Source organism: Aeromicrobium sp. CFBP 8757 (genome assembly GCF_014841755.1).
GTDB lineage: Bacteria > Actinomycetota > Actinomycetes > Propionibacteriales > Nocardioidaceae > Aeromicrobium.
The window spans coordinates 37028-52953 of record NZ_JACYUM010000002.1; the positions used below are offsets into that span (position 1 = coordinate 37028).

16 protein-coding genes are annotated in these 15926 nt (G+C 72.0%); 9 read left to right on the forward strand and 7 right to left on the reverse strand.

Annotated elements, in window-relative coordinates:
• Nucleotides 1-5 precede the first annotated feature (5 nt).
• From IFT73_RS07085 to IFT73_RS07095, 3 genes are all read right to left on the reverse strand, one after another.
• Nucleotides 6-1373, reverse strand: coding sequence for an NAD(P)/FAD-dependent oxidoreductase (locus IFT73_RS07085; RefSeq protein WP_192167032.1), 1368 nt, complete (start codon nucleotides 1371-1373; stop codon nucleotides 6-8).
• A 55-nt stretch (nucleotides 1374-1428) separates the two neighbouring features.
• Nucleotides 1429-2670: a S8 family serine peptidase gene (locus IFT73_RS07090; protein WP_192167033.1), complete on the reverse strand. Its 1242-nt coding sequence runs from the start codon at nucleotides 2668-2670 to the stop codon at nucleotides 1429-1431.
• A 125-nt stretch (nucleotides 2671-2795) separates the two neighbouring features.
• A complete protein-coding gene (locus tag IFT73_RS07095; RefSeq protein WP_192167034.1) occupies nucleotides 2796-3263 on the reverse strand; it encodes a PGPGW domain-containing protein in 468 nt (155 codons plus the stop codon).
• Between the two features lie 68 nt (nucleotides 3264-3331).
• Between IFT73_RS07095 and IFT73_RS07100 the strand changes: the two genes are divergently transcribed.
• Together IFT73_RS07100 and IFT73_RS07105 are read left to right on the forward strand one after the other, a co-directional pair.
• Nucleotides 3332-4666, forward strand: coding sequence for a class I SAM-dependent methyltransferase (locus IFT73_RS07100; protein ID WP_192167035.1), 1335 nt, complete (start codon nucleotides 3332-3334; stop codon nucleotides 4664-4666).
• Nucleotides 4663-5472 (forward strand): DUF1295 domain-containing protein, encoded by an 810-nt coding sequence (locus IFT73_RS07105; protein ID WP_197983825.1) that lies wholly within the window; start codon nucleotides 4663-4665, stop codon nucleotides 5470-5472. The genes IFT73_RS07100 and IFT73_RS07105 overlap by 4 nt, the downstream gene beginning before the upstream one ends.
• Before the next feature lie 102 nt (nucleotides 5473-5574).
• Here the strand turns inward: IFT73_RS07105 and IFT73_RS07110 are convergent, their stop codons facing one another.
• A complete protein-coding gene (locus tag IFT73_RS07110; RefSeq protein ID WP_056612287.1) occupies nucleotides 5575-6264 on the reverse strand; it encodes a metal-dependent transcriptional regulator in 690 nt (229 codons plus the stop codon).
• 46 nt (nucleotides 6265-6310) lie between these two features.
• On the opposite strand from IFT73_RS07110, the gene IFT73_RS07115 reads away from it, so the two are divergent.
• Genes IFT73_RS07115 through IFT73_RS07130 form a run of 4 tightly spaced genes read left to right on the forward strand, consistent with a single transcriptional unit; the run spans nucleotide 6311 to nucleotide 10032 of the window.
• The gene (locus IFT73_RS07115) at nucleotides 6311-7672 is read left to right on the forward strand and encodes a deoxyribodipyrimidine photo-lyase (protein ID WP_192167036.1); all 1362 of its coding nucleotides are present in this window, start codon (nucleotides 6311-6313) and stop codon (nucleotides 7670-7672) included.
• 10 nt (nucleotides 7673-7682) lie between these two features.
• Nucleotides 7683-8402: a hypothetical protein gene (locus IFT73_RS07120; RefSeq protein ID WP_192167037.1), complete on the forward strand. Its 720-nt coding sequence runs from the start codon at nucleotides 7683-7685 to the stop codon at nucleotides 8400-8402.
• A gap of 36 nt (nucleotides 8403-8438) precedes the next feature.
• The gene (locus IFT73_RS07125) at nucleotides 8439-9722 is read left to right on the forward strand and encodes an MFS transporter (protein WP_192167038.1); all 1284 of its coding nucleotides are present in this window, start codon (nucleotides 8439-8441) and stop codon (nucleotides 9720-9722) included.
• Nucleotides 9723-9744: 22 nt separating this feature from the next.
• Nucleotides 9745-10032, forward strand: a complete 288-nt coding sequence (locus IFT73_RS07130; RefSeq protein ID WP_192167039.1) for a hypothetical protein — start codon at nucleotides 9745-9747, stop codon at nucleotides 10030-10032.
• A gap of 1 nt (nucleotide 10033) precedes the next feature.
• Here IFT73_RS07130 and IFT73_RS07135 read toward each other — a convergent pair whose 3' ends face one another.
• Together IFT73_RS07135 and rfbA are read right to left on the reverse strand one after the other, a co-directional pair.
• Nucleotides 10034-10714, reverse strand: coding sequence for a DedA family protein (locus IFT73_RS07135; RefSeq protein WP_192167040.1), 681 nt, complete (start codon nucleotides 10712-10714; stop codon nucleotides 10034-10036).
• Between the two features lie 70 nt (nucleotides 10715-10784).
• On the reverse strand, nucleotides 10785-11648 hold the full coding sequence (gene rfbA, locus IFT73_RS07140) for a glucose-1-phosphate thymidylyltransferase RfbA (RefSeq protein WP_056612462.1): 864 nt from the start codon (nucleotides 11646-11648) through the stop codon (nucleotides 10785-10787).
• A 78-nt stretch (nucleotides 11649-11726) separates the two neighbouring features.
• Here rfbA and rfbB point away from each other — a divergent pair, with 78 nt between their 5' ends.
• A complete protein-coding gene (gene rfbB / locus IFT73_RS07145; RefSeq protein WP_192167041.1) occupies nucleotides 11727-12725 on the forward strand; it encodes a dTDP-glucose 4,6-dehydratase in 999 nt (332 codons plus the stop codon).
• A gap of 2 nt (nucleotides 12726-12727) precedes the next feature.
• Entirely contained in the window at nucleotides 12728-14020 is a 1293-nt protein-coding gene (locus IFT73_RS07150; RefSeq protein ID WP_192167042.1) for a bifunctional dTDP-4-dehydrorhamnose 3,5-epimerase family protein/NAD(P)-dependent oxidoreductase, read from the forward strand.
• 105 nt (nucleotides 14021-14125) lie between these two features.
• Here the strand turns inward: IFT73_RS07150 and pdxH are convergent, their stop codons facing one another.
• Nucleotides 14126-14773, reverse strand: a complete 648-nt coding sequence (gene pdxH, locus IFT73_RS07155; RefSeq protein ID WP_192167043.1) for a pyridoxamine 5'-phosphate oxidase — start codon at nucleotides 14771-14773, stop codon at nucleotides 14126-14128.
• A gap of 36 nt (nucleotides 14774-14809) precedes the next feature.
• Between pdxH and IFT73_RS07160 the strand changes: the two genes are divergently transcribed.
• On the forward strand, nucleotides 14810-15916 hold the full coding sequence (locus IFT73_RS07160; RefSeq protein ID WP_056612267.1) for a citrate synthase 2: 1107 nt from the start codon (nucleotides 14810-14812) through the stop codon (nucleotides 15914-15916).
• Nucleotides 15917-15926: the final 10 nt, after the last annotated feature.

The window sequence follows — 15926 nt, forward strand, 5'->3', positions numbered from 1 at the left end:
CCGGCTCAGAGCGCCGACTCGATGGCCCGCCAGAACGTCGGGTACGCGTAGATCGTGTTCTTCAGCGTCGCGACGGGGATCTCGGCGCGCACCGCGAACGCGAGCCCCACGAGCGTCTCGCCGCCCGAGACGCCGACGCTGTTGGCTCCGACGATCACACCGCGGTCGTCGTCGATGACGAGCTTGATCAGGCCCTCGTTGCCGGGCCCGTGGACGAATCCGCGGCTGCTCGCCGACAGGTCGGTGACGCTGGTGCGGACCGTGATGCCCCGCTCGCGCGCCTGGTGCTCGGTCATCCCCACCCCGCCGACCTCGGGATCGGTGAAGGTCACGCGCGGCATGCTCGTGTCGTACTCGCCGAGCGAGGGCTCGCCGAGGATCACGCGCGCCACGCGCTCGGACTGGTACATCGAGACGTGCGTGAAGGCGCCCCGGCCGACGATGTCGCCGATCGCCCAGAGCCCGTCGGTGACGCGGAGGTCGTCGTCGACGTCCAGGTGGTGGCCCGGCTCCACACCCACGGTGTCGAGCCCGACGTCGTCGATCCGCGACCTGCGTCCCGCCGCCACCAGCAGGCGCTCCGCCTCGTACGTCACGTCGCCGCACGTCACGTGGAACACGTCACCGTCGTGGGCGACCGCGTCGATCGAGACGTCGTCGTGCACGCCGATCCCCTCGGCCTCGAAGACCTTCGCCAGCAGCTCGGACGACTCGGGCTCCTCGACCGCCAGGATGCGGGGGCCGACCTCGAGGACCGTCACCTCGGTGCCGAAGCGCGAGAACGCCTGGGCCAGCTCGAGGCCGATCGGGCCGCCGCCGATGACGATCATCGACGCGGGTGCCGACTCCGTCTCGAGGATGCCGCGGTTGGTCCAGAACGGCGTGTCGGCCAGGCCCGGGATGGGCGGGACGCCCGCGGACGTCCCCGTGTTGAGCACGACGCCCTTGGACGCCACGAACGTGATCGGTCCGTCCTCGCCGTCGGCGGTCTCGACCACGACGCGCCGGTCGCCGTCGAGGCGGCCGTGCCCGCGCACGAGGCGGGCGCCGGCGTCCGTGATGCGCTCGGCCGCGACGGTGTCGTCCCAGTCGTCGGTCGCCTCGTCGCGGATGCGACGCGCGACGGGACCGAAGTCGGGCGTGACCGTCGCGGTGCCGGCCAGCCCGTCGACGCGACGCGCCTCGGCGAGGGCGTCGGCGGCCCGGATGATCATCTTCGACGGAATGCAGCCCCAGTAGGGGCACTCCCCGCCGACCAGCTCCTTCTCGACGGCCACGACGTCGAGGCCCGCCGCGGCGAGCCGCGAGACGAGAGCCTCCCCACCGGGACCGAGACCGACAACGACGACGTCACACGACTGTTCAGCGGGCATGGACCCATCGTGCGCCACGCGCAGCGGCCGCGCGAGGCGAGGCCACCCGAGTGCGTCAGCGCCCCAGCAGGCTCCGCCGGACGTTGAGGAAGCCGTGACCGCTCGCCGTGTCGTAACCCGGGGCCCCGATGTCGGTGGCGCGGGTCGTCAGCAGGTCGCCGACCGCCGCGGCGCCCAGGCGGTGGCGGGTGCGGGCGATCACGATGGCCGCGGCGGCCGCGACGTGCGGCGACGCCATCGACGTGCCGCTCATCAGGCAGTAGCTCTGGCCGTACCGGCACGGCAGACCCATCGACGGACGCTTGATCATCGTCGACCGGATCGACACCCCGGGAGCGCTGACGTCGACCGCGGGCCCGCACGTCGAGAAGGGCGCGACCCGGTCGTAGCGGTTGGTCGCCGCGACGCCGATGACGCCCGGCAGCGCGGCCGGGTAGGTCGTCGGTCCCGAGCAGCCCTCGTTGCCGGCCGCCGCGACCACGACGACGCCCTTGCGCACGGCGTAACGGACGGCCTTCTGCATCTGCACGTCGAGGTCCTTGCCCGCGAACGACAGGTTGATGACGTCGGCGCCCTTGTTGACGGCCCAGACGATGCCGCGCGACGCGTCGACGGTGTTGCCGGCGCCGGCGGAGTTCAGCACCCGCACGGGCAGGATGCGCGACTGGGGCGCGAGGCCCGCGATGCCGCGCTTGTTGCCCGCCTTGGCGGCGATGACGCCGGCCACGTGGGTGCCGTGCCCGTTGCGGTCGGCGGCGTTGCGGTCGCCCTCGACGAAGTCGCGGCCCTTCAGCACGCGCCCCTTGAGATCGGGGTGATCGGCCTGCACTCCGGTGTCGACGACCGCGACCACGACGCCTCGGCCCTTCGACTTGCGCCACACCTGCTCGGCGCGGAGCTTGTCGAGGCTCCACTGCCGCTTGCGCAGGCTGTCGTTGGAGCGCCTGGGCTTCTTCGCGGTCGCGACCGCCGCGACGGGCGCCTGCGCCGAGGACGTGTCGAGCGTCGACGCGATCGAGACGGGGTGGGCGACGTCGACCGTGACGCCGGGCTCGTCGAGCGCGTCGGAGATCAGCTCACGGGCGTCCTGGCGCGAGTCGGCGACCTCGGTCGTGAACTGCGGGCCGGTCGCGGTCTGCGTCGTCGTGACGACCGTGACCGGCTCACCGGCAGGGGCCGACGCCAGCACGCTCGCGACCTCCCCGGCGGACGGGTCCGACGCCGCGACGGCCGGCGCGGAGCCCAGCGTCAGGGCGAGGCCGGTGGCCAGGGTCAGGATGATGCGTCGATGTGCCACGGTGGGGGTCGTCCTCGGGAGTCGGCGGTCGTCGGGCCGGGCCCCACGTCGTCCGAGGCCCACGTCTCCCAGAACAGTACGTGCCCGCGCACCGGAATGCTTCCTCGGACGTCCGGCCCCGCCGGCTAGGGCAGCTCGGCCGGACGCGGCTCGCGCCACCGCACGATGCTGTAGGCCAGCAGGCCCCACGCCGCCAGCGCCGACGCCCACAGACCGAGCGCGGTCGCCCATCCCTGCGCCGGCAGCTCCGGCCCGAAACCGACCCCGACCACCGTGAAGCGCGGGATGTCGGGGCCGATCCACCAGATCGCGCCCAGCACCGCGAGCCACAACCCGCCGAGGAAGCTGACGAGGATCCGCGGCCACGTCTCGACGCCGAACTTCGCGGCCTCGGTCGCGCGCCGCTCGAGCGGGTCCATGAGGCGCTGCGCCCACACGTAGTTGCGCGAGAGGATCGCCAGACCCGACACCACGATGACCAGACCCGGGCCGGGCAGGGGCATCAGGATCACCCCCACGACCACGACGACCCAGCCCAGGGCCTCGCTCCCCGTGCGCCTGAACCAGCCCACGAGCCTGGTCCCGACGTCCATGCCGACAGTCTGCCGCATCACAGGAACTCGGATGGCGCAACCCCGGCGCGAAGGGTTGACTTGGGCCCGTGAACATCGCATCCTCCCTCCTGTCGTTGGCCGAGGAGACGCTCGGCCTGAAGCTGCCCATCCGTCTGCGCGCGTGGGACGGCAGCGAAGCCGGCGTGCCGGGCGCCCCGGTCGTCGTGATCCGCAGCAAGCGCGCCCTGCGGCACGTCATCTGGAAGCCGGGCGAGCTGGGCGTCGCCCGCGCCTACGTGCAGGGCGACCTCGACGTCGAGGGCGACCTCGGCGACGGCCTGCGGGCCATGTGGAACGCCGTGCGCGACGCGCGGACCGCCGATGCGACGGCCGGACGGCCGAAGATCGGCCCGAAGCAGGTCGCCAAGGCCGTCGCGCTCGCGGTGCGCCTCGGCGCGATCGGCCCCCGGCCGCCGGCGCCGGCCGCCGAGTCGAACCTGACGGGCGAGCTGCACAGCAAGGAGCGCGACCAGGAGGCGATCTCGCACCACTACGACCTGTCGAACGACTTCTACGAGCTGATCCTCGACCCCAACATGGCGTACTCGAGCGGCTTCCACGTGACGCCGGAGATGACGCTCGAGGAGGCGCAGACCGCGAAGCTGCACCTGATCTGCCAGAAGCTGGGCCTGCAGCCCGGCATGAAGATGGTCGACATCGGCTCCGGCTGGGGCTCGCTGACGCTGTTCGCCGCCGAGCACTACGGCGTCCACGTCACGGGAGTGACCCTCTCGGTCGAGCAGCGCGACTACGTCATGGGCAAGGCGGCCGAGCGCGGCCTGGCCGACCGGGTCGACGTCAGCCTGCGGCACTTCCGCGACCTCGAGGCCTCCGGCGTCCGCGACGGCCAGATCGACGCGATCGCCTCGATCGAGATGGGCGAGCACGTCGGCGACGCCGAGTACGTCGTGTTCGTCGACTCGATCCACCGCTACCTCAAGCCCGGCGGCCGGGCCCTGATCCAGCAGATGTCGCGCAGCAACGACGCCCCCGGGGACAGCCCGGGCGGTGGGCCGTTCATCGAGACGTACATCGCGCCCGACATGCACATGAAGCCGCTGGCCAAGACGATCGGGCTCATCGCGGCTTCAGGCCTCGAGATCCGCGACGTCCAGGCGATGCGCGAGCACTACCCCCAGACCGTCGCGGGGTGGGCCGAGAAGCTCGAGGAGAACTGGGACGTCGCGGTCAAGCTGATCGGCGAGGAGAACGCGCGCGTGTGGCGCCTCTACCTCGTCGGCGGCGCGCTGGCGTTCGAGGAGAACCGCATGGGCGTCGACCAGATCCTGTCGGTCAAGCCCAGCTCGCGGGGCGTCAGCGCGATGCCGTCCTCTCCCCTGGCCTGGCTCCACGGCCGCGCGGTCGGCGGTGAGGACGCATGATCGCGAACGATCTGTCGCAGACCGTCGTCACGCTGCTCGCGGGGCTCGGCGCTCTGCTGGTGTTCATGGGTCTCGGCCTGGCCTACGCACTGAAGAACCACCTGCTCTCGATCGTCGACACGCTGTGGGGCCTGGGCTTCGTGGTCGTCGCGGCGGTCTCCGCGATCGTCTCGCTGGGCGGCGACGGTGGCCGCGCGCAGCGCTGGATCGTGCTCGCGATGGTGGCGGTCTGGGGCCTGCGGCTGGCGTGGCACGTCGGCGGCCGCAACCACGGCAAGGGCGAGGACCCGCGCTACGCCGAGCTGCTCGAGAACGGCGAGAAGGCGGGTCGCTCGTTCGCGCAGACCGCCATCACGCGCGTGTTCGTGCCGCAGGGCGTCGCGATGTTCATCGTCTCGGCTCCGCTCATGGTGGGCCCCAACAACGAGCGCATGTCGGTCCCGCTGACGGTCGTCGGCGTCGCGGTGTGGGCGGTCGGCCTGTTCTTCGAGACCGTCGGCGACGCGCAGCTCAAGAAGTACAAGAGCGATCCCGACAACAAGGGCAAGATCATGGACACGGGGCTGTGGAGCCTGACGCGCCACCCCAACTACTTCGGCGACGCCGCCGTCTGGTGGGGCCTCGGCATCGTCGCGGCCGGCTCGTGGCCCGGCATCGTCGCGCTGATCGGCCCGGCGATCATGAGCTACTCACTGGTCAACGTGACGGGCGCCAAGCTCAACGAGAAGAGCCAGCGCAAGAAGCCCGGCTGGGACGACTACGCCCGCCGCACCAGCTACTTCATCCCCCTCCCCCCGAAACGCTGACGAGAGGGTTGTCGCCCCTCGGCGAGGGGCTTGTCGCCCCCGAACAGGGGCCACAACCCCCTCCTCGGAGGGCAGCAACCCCCTCCTCACCGTCGGGTGGGATCAGGCTGTGACGAAGATGTGGGCCGCGGCCTCGGTGTCGATCTCGGCCGTCTCGCCCTGGCGGGCCACGACGAGCCCGTCGTGGCCGACCGACACGAGCACGTCGTTGCCCGGCAGCGCGCCGACGCGGCGCAGGACCGACATGACCTCGGTGTCCTTCTGGAGCTCCTCGGCGATGCGACGCACCACCAGACGCGTCGGCTCGGTGGCCCGGCCGACGGCCTTGGTCATCGCGACGACACCCGTGAGGAACTGCGCCTCGCTGCCCGACTCGCCCAGCTCGGCCAGACCCGGGATCGGGTTGCCGTACGGCGACTCGGTGGGGTGCTCGAGGATCTGGACGAGGCGACGCTCGACCTGCTCGGACATCACGTGCTCCCAGCGGCACGCCTCCTCGTGGACGAACTCGATCTCGAGACCGATGACGTCGATGAGGAGCCGCTCGGCCAGGCGGTGCTTGCGCATGACCCGCGTGGCCAGCTGGCGCCCCTTCTCGGACAGCTCGAGGTGGCGATCGCCCTCGACCGCCAGCAGCCCGTCGCGCTCCATGCGGGCGACGGTCTGCGAGACCGTCGGGCCGCTCTGGTGGAGGCGCTCGGCGATGCGGGCGCGCAGGGGCACGATGCCCTCCTCCTCCAGCTCGTAGACCGTGCGGAGGTACATCTCGGTGGTGTCGATCAGCTCGCTCACTCCCCCATTGTTCCATGCCGTGCGGACAGCGCGTGCACGCGTGAGGATGGGAACCGTGCCAACCTCCGTCATGTGCTTCCGGTCCGACTTCCGCCTGAACGACAACCCCGCGCTGCGGGAGGCGATCGACGCCGGGCCGGACGGCGTCGTGCCGATGTTCGTGCTCGACGAGCACTACTGGGGCCCGAACGGACGCACCCGCCTGGCCTACCTCATGGCGCTGCTGCGCGACCTCGACGAGCGGGTCGGCGGCCTCGTCGTCGTGAAGGGCAAGCCGTGGGAGGTCGTGCCCGAGGTGGCTCGGGCGGTCGGGGCCACGAGCGTGCACGTGGCGGCCGACTACGGCCCGTACGAGAAGGAGCGCGACGAGCGCGTCGAGCAGGCGCTCGCCGAGCACGACGTCGCGCTGGTGCGCACCGGGTCGTCGTACGCCGTGGCCCCCGGGCGCGTGACCAAGGGCGACGGAACCCCTTACCGCGTCTTCACGCCGTTCTACCGCGCGTGGCAGGAGCACGGATGGCGCGCACCGGCGCCGGGCGTGCGCTCCGTGCCGTGGATCCGCGCCGACGTGAGCACTGCGGAGATCCCGGACGTCGATCCCCCGGACGGTGTCACGCTGCCCCCGCTCGGCGAGGAGGCGGCGCGGCGTCAGTGGCACGCGTACCTCGAGCACGTCGACGACTACGACGACGTGCGCGACCTGCCGGGCCGCGACGCCACGTCGCGCATGTCGGTGCACCTCAAGTGGGGCACGATCCACCCCCGCACGCTGCTCGCCGACCTCGCCGAGCGCGGCACGAAGGGCGCCGAGGCGTACGCCCGCGAGCTGGCGTTCCGCGAGTTCTACGCCGACGTCGTCCACCACCGCCCCGACACCCTGGCCGGCTACTACGACAAGCGGTTCGAGGCGATGGACTACGACGAGCCCGGCGACGACCTGCAGGCTTGGAAGGACGGGCGAACCGGGTTCCCGATCGTCGACGCCGGCATGCGTCAGCTGATGGCCGAGGGCTTCATGCACAACCGCGTGCGGATGATCGTGGCCAGCTTCCTGGTCAAGGACCTGCACCTCGAGTGGACCGTCGGCGCCGACCACTTCCTCGACCTGCTGGTGGACGCCGACCCGCCGTCGAACCAGCACGGCTGGCAGTGGGTCGCCGGCTGCGGCACCGACGCCTCGCCGTACTTCCGCATCTTCAACCCGACGTCGCAGGGCAAGAAGTTCGACCCCGACGGCACGTACGTCCGGCGCTGGGTGCCCGAGCTCGCCGACGTCCCGGCGAAGCACGTGCACACGCCCTGGGAGATGGACGAGCCGCCAGCCGACTACCCCGCCCCGATCGTCGACCACGCCGAGGAGCGCATCGAGTCGCTGCGGCGCTACGAGGTCGTCAAGTCGGCTCGGTAGGGTCGGCCGCATGGTGACGATCGCGGCACGGTTCAACGGTCCCGACCACTCCGGCAACGGCGGCTACGTCGCCGGCATGCTGGCCGCGGAGGTCGGCGCGGACGTCGTGACGTCGACGCTGCGCATCCCACCTCCGCTCGACGTGCCCCTCAGCTGGGAGCACGACACGCACCACGACGGCGAGGTCGTCCGGCTCCTGACGGCCGGCGGCGCGGTGGTCGGCGAGGCCGCACCCGGGGCGTTCACGCGTGACGCACCTGCGGCGCCGACGCCCGCCGAGGCCGCCGCGGGACTCGCCGCCTACCAGGGACACGACGACCACCCCTTCGACCGCTGCTTCACGTGCGGCACCGCCCGCGGCGCGGGCGACGGGCTGCGACTGTTCACGGGCCCGGTCGGCGACGGACGCGTCGCCGCGTCGTGGACGCCCGACGCGGCCTTCGGCGCCCCCGGCGACGGACGCCTCGACGTGCCGACGACGTGGGCCGCGCTCGACTGCCCGGGCGGGTGGGCCGCCGACTTCACGCGCCAGACCATGGTGCTCGGACGCATGACCGCCCAGGTCGTCCGCGCCCCCCGCGCCGGGGAGCCCCTGGTGTCGGTGGGCGTGCTGCACGAGCGGGACGGCCGCAAGTTCCGCACCGACACCGCGCTCCACACCGCCGACGGCGAGCTGCTGGGCCGTGCCGAGCAGGTGTGGATCCAGGTCGAGCACGACGCCTTCCGCTGACGCGGCACGAGACGGGCAGGCGTATCTTCTCCTGACGTGGCCCGGCTCTCCCTCGCGAACGTCCTCGCCGACACCCGGCCACTGCGCAACCAGCACTTCCGTCGCCTCTGGCTCGCGAACATCGTCACGGTCATCGGTGCGCAGCTGACGGTCGTCGCGGTGCCGGCGCAGCTGTACGCCGACACCGGGTCGTCGGCGTACGTCGGCCTGGCGGGGGTCTTCGGGCTGGTGCCCCTGGTCGTGTTCGGCCTCTACGGCGGGGCGCTGGCCGACGTGTTCGACCGCCGGACGCTGCTGGTCGTCACGACGGTCGGCCTCATCGTGACGAGCGGCCTGTTCTGGGTGCAGGCGGCCGCCGGCAGCACGAGCCCGTGGCTCCTGCTGTGCCTGTTCTCGGTGCAGCAGGCGTTCTTCGCCGTCAACCAGCCGACGCGCAGCGCGATCATCCCCAAGCTCGTCGACACCGCCCTGCTGCCGGCCGCCAACTCGCTCAACATGACGGTCACGATGGCCGGGGCGATCGCGGGCCCGCTCGTGGCCGGCGTGCTGATCCCCTTCCTCGGCTTCGAGTGGCTCTACCTGATCGACACCGTGACGCTCTTCGCGACGCTGGCGGCGGTCGTCCGGCTGCCGAGCCTCAAGGCCGTCGAGGCCGCGACGAGCGTGCCCGGCGTCCGCGCCGTCATCGACGGCTTCCGGTACCTGCGCACCCAGCCGGTGCTGATGATGTCGTTCGTCGTCGACCTGATCGCGATGGTCTTCGGCATGCCGCGGGCACTGTTCCCCGAGATCGCCCACCTCGACTTCAACGGGCCCGACGAGGGCGGCCTCGTGTTCGCGCTGCTGTTCGCGGCGATCCCCGCGGGCGCCGTCATCGGCGGCGTGTTCAGCGGGTGGGTCTCGCGGGTCGAGCGCCAGGGACGCGCCGTCGTCGTCTGCATCGTCGTGTGGGGCCTGGCGATGACGGGCTTCGGCCTCGCGGTCGCGCTGGCCGACCGCTGGGCGACCTCGATGCTCGTGGTCGCCCTGGCGATGCTCGTGATCGGCGGTGCGGCCGACATGGCGTCGGCGGCGTTCCGCACCAGCATGCTGCTGGCAGCCGCGGACGACGCGATGCGCGGACGTCTGCAGGGCGTGTTCATCGTCGTCGTGGCGGGCGGTCCCCGCATCGCCGACACCCTGCACGGTGCGACGGCGGCAGCGGTCGGCACCGCGGCGGCGGCCGCCGGCGGTGGCGTCCTGGTGGTCGTGGGCGTCGTGGTCGCGTCGCTCGCGGTGCCGTCGTTCGTCCGCTACCGCATCACCCGCGCCCCGGGCTGACCGTCACGCGCATACTGGGCGCGTGTCGGTCCGCGATCTCAGCCTCGAGCAGGTGCAGCGCTGGGTCGTGTCGTTCCTGATCCTCGCGGTCGCCTCGTTCCCGCTCGGCGCGCTGACCGCCGTCAGCCGGACGATCGCCGACGAGGGGCGACGCGGCGACGCGGCGCTGCTGCTCGTCGTCATGGCCGCCCTCGGCACGCTGGCCCTCGGCGCGATCCGCATGGTGCACCGCCGGCCGCCGCTGTCGGCGTGGCTCGTGTGCGGCGTCCTGCCCGCCGCCGCGGCCGCGGTCGTCGTGCTCGTCGTCTGACTCAGGCCGTCGGGTGCAGATCGCCCGCCAGGGTCAGCCGCGGCTGCCGTGGCATGACGCCCGTGGCCAGCTCGAGCGCCGCGACCTCGGGCGCCGGCGTCGTGGGACGCACCCCGATGACGGTCCGCACCAGCAGCACCGGCACGACGGCCAGCGCCAGCAGCACCAGCACGAGCCACGACGCGCGGCCCAGCAGGTCGGTGGTCGCACCGGTGACGGCGGCGACGGCCGACCCCCCGCCGACGTACGCCCCGGCCCACAGCGCCGAACCCGACAGCGACGCCGGCAGGAACCGTCGGTACTCCAGTCCCGACGCCCCCGCGGCGGCCGGCGTCACCGTGCGGACGACCGGCACCAAGCGGGTCATGAACACCGCGGCGCCACCGCGCCGGCGCAGCAGGTCGGTCGCCCGGTCGTAGTGCTGACGACCCAGACGACGCACCGCGCGCGTCTCGCCCAAGGCGTCGCCGTAGCGCCGGCCCAGCAGGTAGCCCACGTGGTCGCCGAGGCTCGCCCCCAGCGTCACCACGACGCCCAGGGCGACCATCTGCCCGGCCGATCCCATCGTGGCGGCGAGCAGGACGACCGCGGTCTCCCCCGGCAGGACCATGCCGAGCCCGAGGCCCGACTCCGCGAAGGCCAGGGCGAACCCCACCCCCAACGACATCAGCAGAGCGTTCATGCCTGCCACGGTGCCCCCGCGCGGCGTCCCAACCCCGACCGTCAGGTGGACGTCAGGTGAACCGGGTGCGTCAGTCGTCGAGCAGGCTCAGCAGGTACGCGCCGTACCCGCTCTTGGCGTACGCCGCGGCCTGCTCACGCAGGCCGTCGTCACTCAGGAAGCCCTGGCGCCACGCCGCCTCCTCGGGGCAGCCGATCGACAGGCCCTGGCGGTGCTGCACCGTGCGGATGAAGTCGCCCGCCTCGGACAGGCCGTCGAACGTGCCGGTGTCGAGCCAGGCGACGCCGCGCTCGAGGACGTCGACCTGCAGGCGTCCCTCCTCGAGGTAGAGGCGGTTCAGGTCGGTGATCTCGAGCTCGCCGCGGGCGGACGGCTCGAGCGTGCGCGACTTCTCGACGACGTCGTTGCCGTAGAAGTACAGCCCCGGCACCGCGAAGTGGCTCTTCGGCACCTCGGGCTTCTCCTCCAGCGAGATGGCCTTGCCGTCGGCGTCGAACTCCACCACGCCGGACGCCGAGGGGTCGTTGACGCGGTAGCCGAAGATCACGGCCCCGTCGACGTCGTCGAAGCGCGCCAGCTGCGTGCCGAGGCCCGCGCCGTAGAAGATGTTGTCGCCCAGCACCAGCGCGACCGAGTCGTCGCCGATGTGGTCGGCGCCGATCACGAACGCCTGGGCCAGGCCGTCGGGGCTCGGCTGCTGCGCGTAGGTGATCGTGATGCCGAACTGCGAGCCGTCGCCGAGGAGCCGCTCGAACTGCTCCGCGTCGTGCGGCGTCGTGATGATCAGCACCTCGGAGATCCCCGCGAGGATCAGCGTCGAGAGCGGGTAGTAGATCATGGGCTTGTCGTAGACCGGCATCAGCTGCTTGCTGACGGCCTTGGTCACGGGGTGCAGGCGGGAGCCGGTTCCACCGGCCAGAATGATTCCTCGCATGCGCGCCATCCTAGGTGCACGGCGGGCCGGGGCCCGAGGGCGTCCTGACCGCACGACGCCCTGCCCTAGGCTGGGGCCATGCGTTCTGTCCTCGTCACCGGCGGTGCCGGCTTCATCGGATCCAACTTCGTGCGTCACGTCGTCGCCCACACCGACCTCACGGTCACGGTGCTCGACAAGATGACCTACGCGGCCAGTCGCGAGTCGATCGCCGACCTGCCCGAGGACCGGTGCCGTCTCGTGGTCGGCGACATCGTCGACGCCGCCCTGGTCGACGAGCTCGTCGCGTCCCACGACGCGGTCGTGCACTTCGCCGCCGAGTCGCACAACGACAACTCGCTGGACGACCCGAGCCCGTTCGTGCAGACCAACCTCGTCGGCACCTTCACGCTGCTCGAGGCCGCGCGCAAGCACGACGTCCGCTTCCACCACATCTCGACCGACGAGGTCTACGGCGACCTCGAGCTCGACGACCCGAACCGCTTCACCGAGGCGACGGCGTACGAGCCGTCCAGCCCGTACTCGTCGACGAAGGCCGGCTCCGACCTGCTGGTGCGCGCCTGGGTGCGCTCGTTCGGCGTCCGCGCCACGATCAGCAACTGCTCCAACAACTACGGCCCGTACCAGCACGTCGAGAAGTTCATCCCGCGGCAGATCACGCAGCTCATCGACGGCCTCCGCCCCCGCCTGTACGGCGACGGGCTCAACGTGCGCGACTGGATCCACGTCGAGGACCACAGCAGCGCCGTCCTGGCGATCCTGAACACCGGCGAGATCGGCCAGACCTACCTGATCGGCGCCGACGGCGAGAAGAACAACCGCGACGTCGTCGCCGCCCTGCTCGAGGTCTTCGGGCGCGACGCCGCCGACTTCGACCACGTCAACGACCGCCCCGGCCACGACCGCCGCTACGCGATCGACTCGTCCAAGCTGCGCTCCGAGCTCGGCTGGCAGCCCCAGTTCGGCGACTTCGAGAGCGGTCTGGCCGACACCGTGCAGTGGTACCGCGACCACGAGTCGTGGTGGCGTCCGGCCAAGGCCGCGACCGAGTCCAAGTACGCGGCCCAGGGCCAGTGACCATGCAGATCACCGAGAGCACGATCCCGGGGCTGCTCGTCGTCGAGATCCCCCTGCACGCCGACAACCGCGGCTTCTTCGAGGAGAACTGGCAGCGCGAGAAGATGGTCGCCGCCGGCCTGCCCGACTTCGGCCCCGTGCAGCACAACATCTCGTACAACTTCACCGCCGGCGCGACCCGCGGCATCCACGCCGAGCCGTGGGACAAGCTCGTCTCGGTCGTCGCGGGCCGCGTGTTCGCGGCATGGGTCGACCTGCGCGACGGCGAGTCGTTCGGCACGACCTTCAGCATCGAGCTGTCGCCGGGGCGCGCGGTGTTCGTGCCCCGGGGCGTCGGCAACTCGTACCAGACGCTCGAGGACGACACGACGTACTCGTACCTGGTCAACGCGCACTGGAGCCCCGACGCGGTCTACACCAACGTCAACCTGCTCGACGAGACCGCGGCGATCGCGTGGCCCCTGCCGCTGCGCGAGGTGTCCGACAAGGACAAGGCCCACCCCCGGCTCGCCGACGTCGTGCCGTTCTCGCCGCGTCGCGACGTGATCCTCGGCGCCGACGGCCAGCTGGGCCGGGCCCTGCGCGCCGTGCTGCCCGACGCCCTCGCGCTGACCCGGGCTGATCTCGACCTCGCCGACCCGTCGACCTACGACAGCGTCCCGTGGGGCCAGGTCGGCACGATCTACAACGCGGCCGCCTACACCGCGGTCGACGCCGCCGAGACGCCCGAAGGACGTAGACAGGCGTGGGCCGTCAACGTCACGGCCGTCGCCGCGCTGGCCCGCCTCGCGATCGAGCACCGCCTGACGCTGGTCAACGTGTCGTCCGACTACGTCTTCGACGGCACCGTCGAGTCGCACACGACCGACGAGGCCGTGTCGCCCCTCGGCGTGTACGGGCAGACCAAGGCGGCCGGCGAGGCCGTCACGTCGACGGTCCCCCGCCACTACGTCGTCCGCACCAGCTGGGTCATCGGCGACGGCGGCAACTTCGTCTCGACGATGCAGCGGCTGGCGCGCGACGGCGTGAGCCCCTCGGTCGTCGACGACCAGCACGGTCGCCTGACGTCGGCGAGCGAGCTCGCGGCCGGCATCGTCGAGCTCGTCCGGTCGGGTGCCCCCTACGGCATCCACCACGTCACCGGCGGCGGCCCGGTCAAGACCTGGGCCGACATCGCCCGCGAGGTCTTCGCCGAGGAGGGACGCGACCCGTCCGACGTCACGGGCGTCAGCACCGAGGCGTACGGCGAGGGCAAGGACCTCGCCCCGCGTCCGCGCCACAGCGCCCTCGACTGAGCCCACCCCGCTGACGAGGGGGTTGCGGCCCCTCGAGGAGGGGGTTGCGGCCCCTGCGCGGGGCGGCAACCCCCTCGCCGAGGGGCGACAACCCCCTCGCGAGCGTCAGGGGGCGAGGCGCTCGCGCGTCCAGGTGCCGTCGGCCGTCTGCGTGTAGCGGAGGCGGTCGTGCAGCCGGCCGACGCGACCCTGCCAGAACTCGATCGACCCGATCGCGATGCGGTAGCCGCCCCACTGCTCCGGACGCTCGACGTCGCGGTCGGCGAACGCCTGCTCGACGTCGGCGACACGCCGCTCGAGCACCCCGCGGTCGGCGATCGGCTCGGACTGCGGCGAGGCGGCCGCCCCGACCTGCGAGCCGCGCGGTCGCGACGAGAAGTACGCGTCGGACTCCTCGGCCGCCACACGGGTGACGGCCCCCTCGACGCGCACCTGGCGCTGCAGGGGGTGCCAGAGCATCGTCGCGGCGGCGAACGGGTTGTCGGTCAGCTCACGCCCCTTGCGCGAGCCGTAGCCCGTGAAGAACACCAGCCCCCGGGCGTCGAAGCCCTTGAGCAGCACGATCCGCGAGGACGGACGCCCGTCGGTCGTCGCGGTGGCCAGCGCCATGGCGTTGGGCTCGTGCACGCCGGCCTCGACGGCCTCGTCGATCCAGCGGGTGAACAGCGCCACCGGGTCGTCGCCCGCAGTCGTCTCGTCGAGCCCGTCGCGGGCGTACTCCGACCTCATGCGGGCCAGATCGGGGGTCTCCATGTGCCCACGGTAGCCGCGCAAGGCACAATGCCATGCATGACTGAAGTGCATCACGGACTGGAAGGCGTCATCGCGTTCGAGAGCGAGATCGCCGAACCCGACAAGGAAGGGTCCGCACTTCGCTACCGCGGCGTCGACATCGACGACCTCGTCGGCCGCGTCCCCTTCGAGAAGATCTGGGGCCTGCTGGTCGACGGGACGTACGAGCCCGGCCTGCCGCCCGCGGAGCCGTTCCCGATCCCCGTCCACTCGGGCGACATCCGCGCCGACGTGCAGAGCGCCATCGCGCTGACCGCGCCCGCGTGGGGCATGAAGCAGCTGTACGACATCGACGACGTCCAGGCCCGCGACGACCTCGCACGCGCCGCCGTCATGGTGCTGTCGTACGTCGCGCAGGCCGCCCGCGGCGTGGGCCAGCCGTTCGTCCCGCAGAGCGAGGTCGACAAGGCCGGCACGATCACCGAGCGCTTCCTGACGCGCTGGCGCGGCGAGGTCAACCCCGATCACGCCAAGGCCATCGACGCGTACTGGGTCTCGGCCGCCGAGCACGGCATGAACGCGTCCACGTTCACGGCGCGCGTCATCGCCTCGACCGGTGCCGATGCCGCCGCCGCCCTGTCGGGTGCCGTCGGCGCGATGTCGGGCCCGCTGCACGGCGGCGCCCCGGCCCGCGTGCTGACCATGATCGAGGAGGTCGAGAAGTCCGGCGACGCGACCAAGTACGTCAAGGACCTGCTCGACGCCGGCGAGCGCCTGATGGGCTTCGGCCACCGCGTCTACCGGGCGCAGGACCCCCGCGCCCGCACGCTGCGTCGCACCGCCAAGGAGCTCAACGCGCCTCGCGCCGAGGTCGCGATCGCGCTCGAGGAGGCCGCGCTCAAGGAGCTCAAGGAGCGTCGTCCCGACCGCGTCCTCGAGACCAACGTCGAGTTCTGGGCCGCGATCGTCCTCGACTACGCCGAGATCCCGCCGCACATGTTCACTGCGATGTTCACCTCGGCCCGCACGGCCGGCTGGAGCGCGCACATCCTCGAGCAGAAGCGCACCGGACGCCTGATCCGTCCCTCCGCGATCTACACCGGACCTGCCTCGCGCGGGGCCGACGAGGTCGAGGGCTGGAACCCCGACTGGGCCAACGCCTGACCGTCCGGCC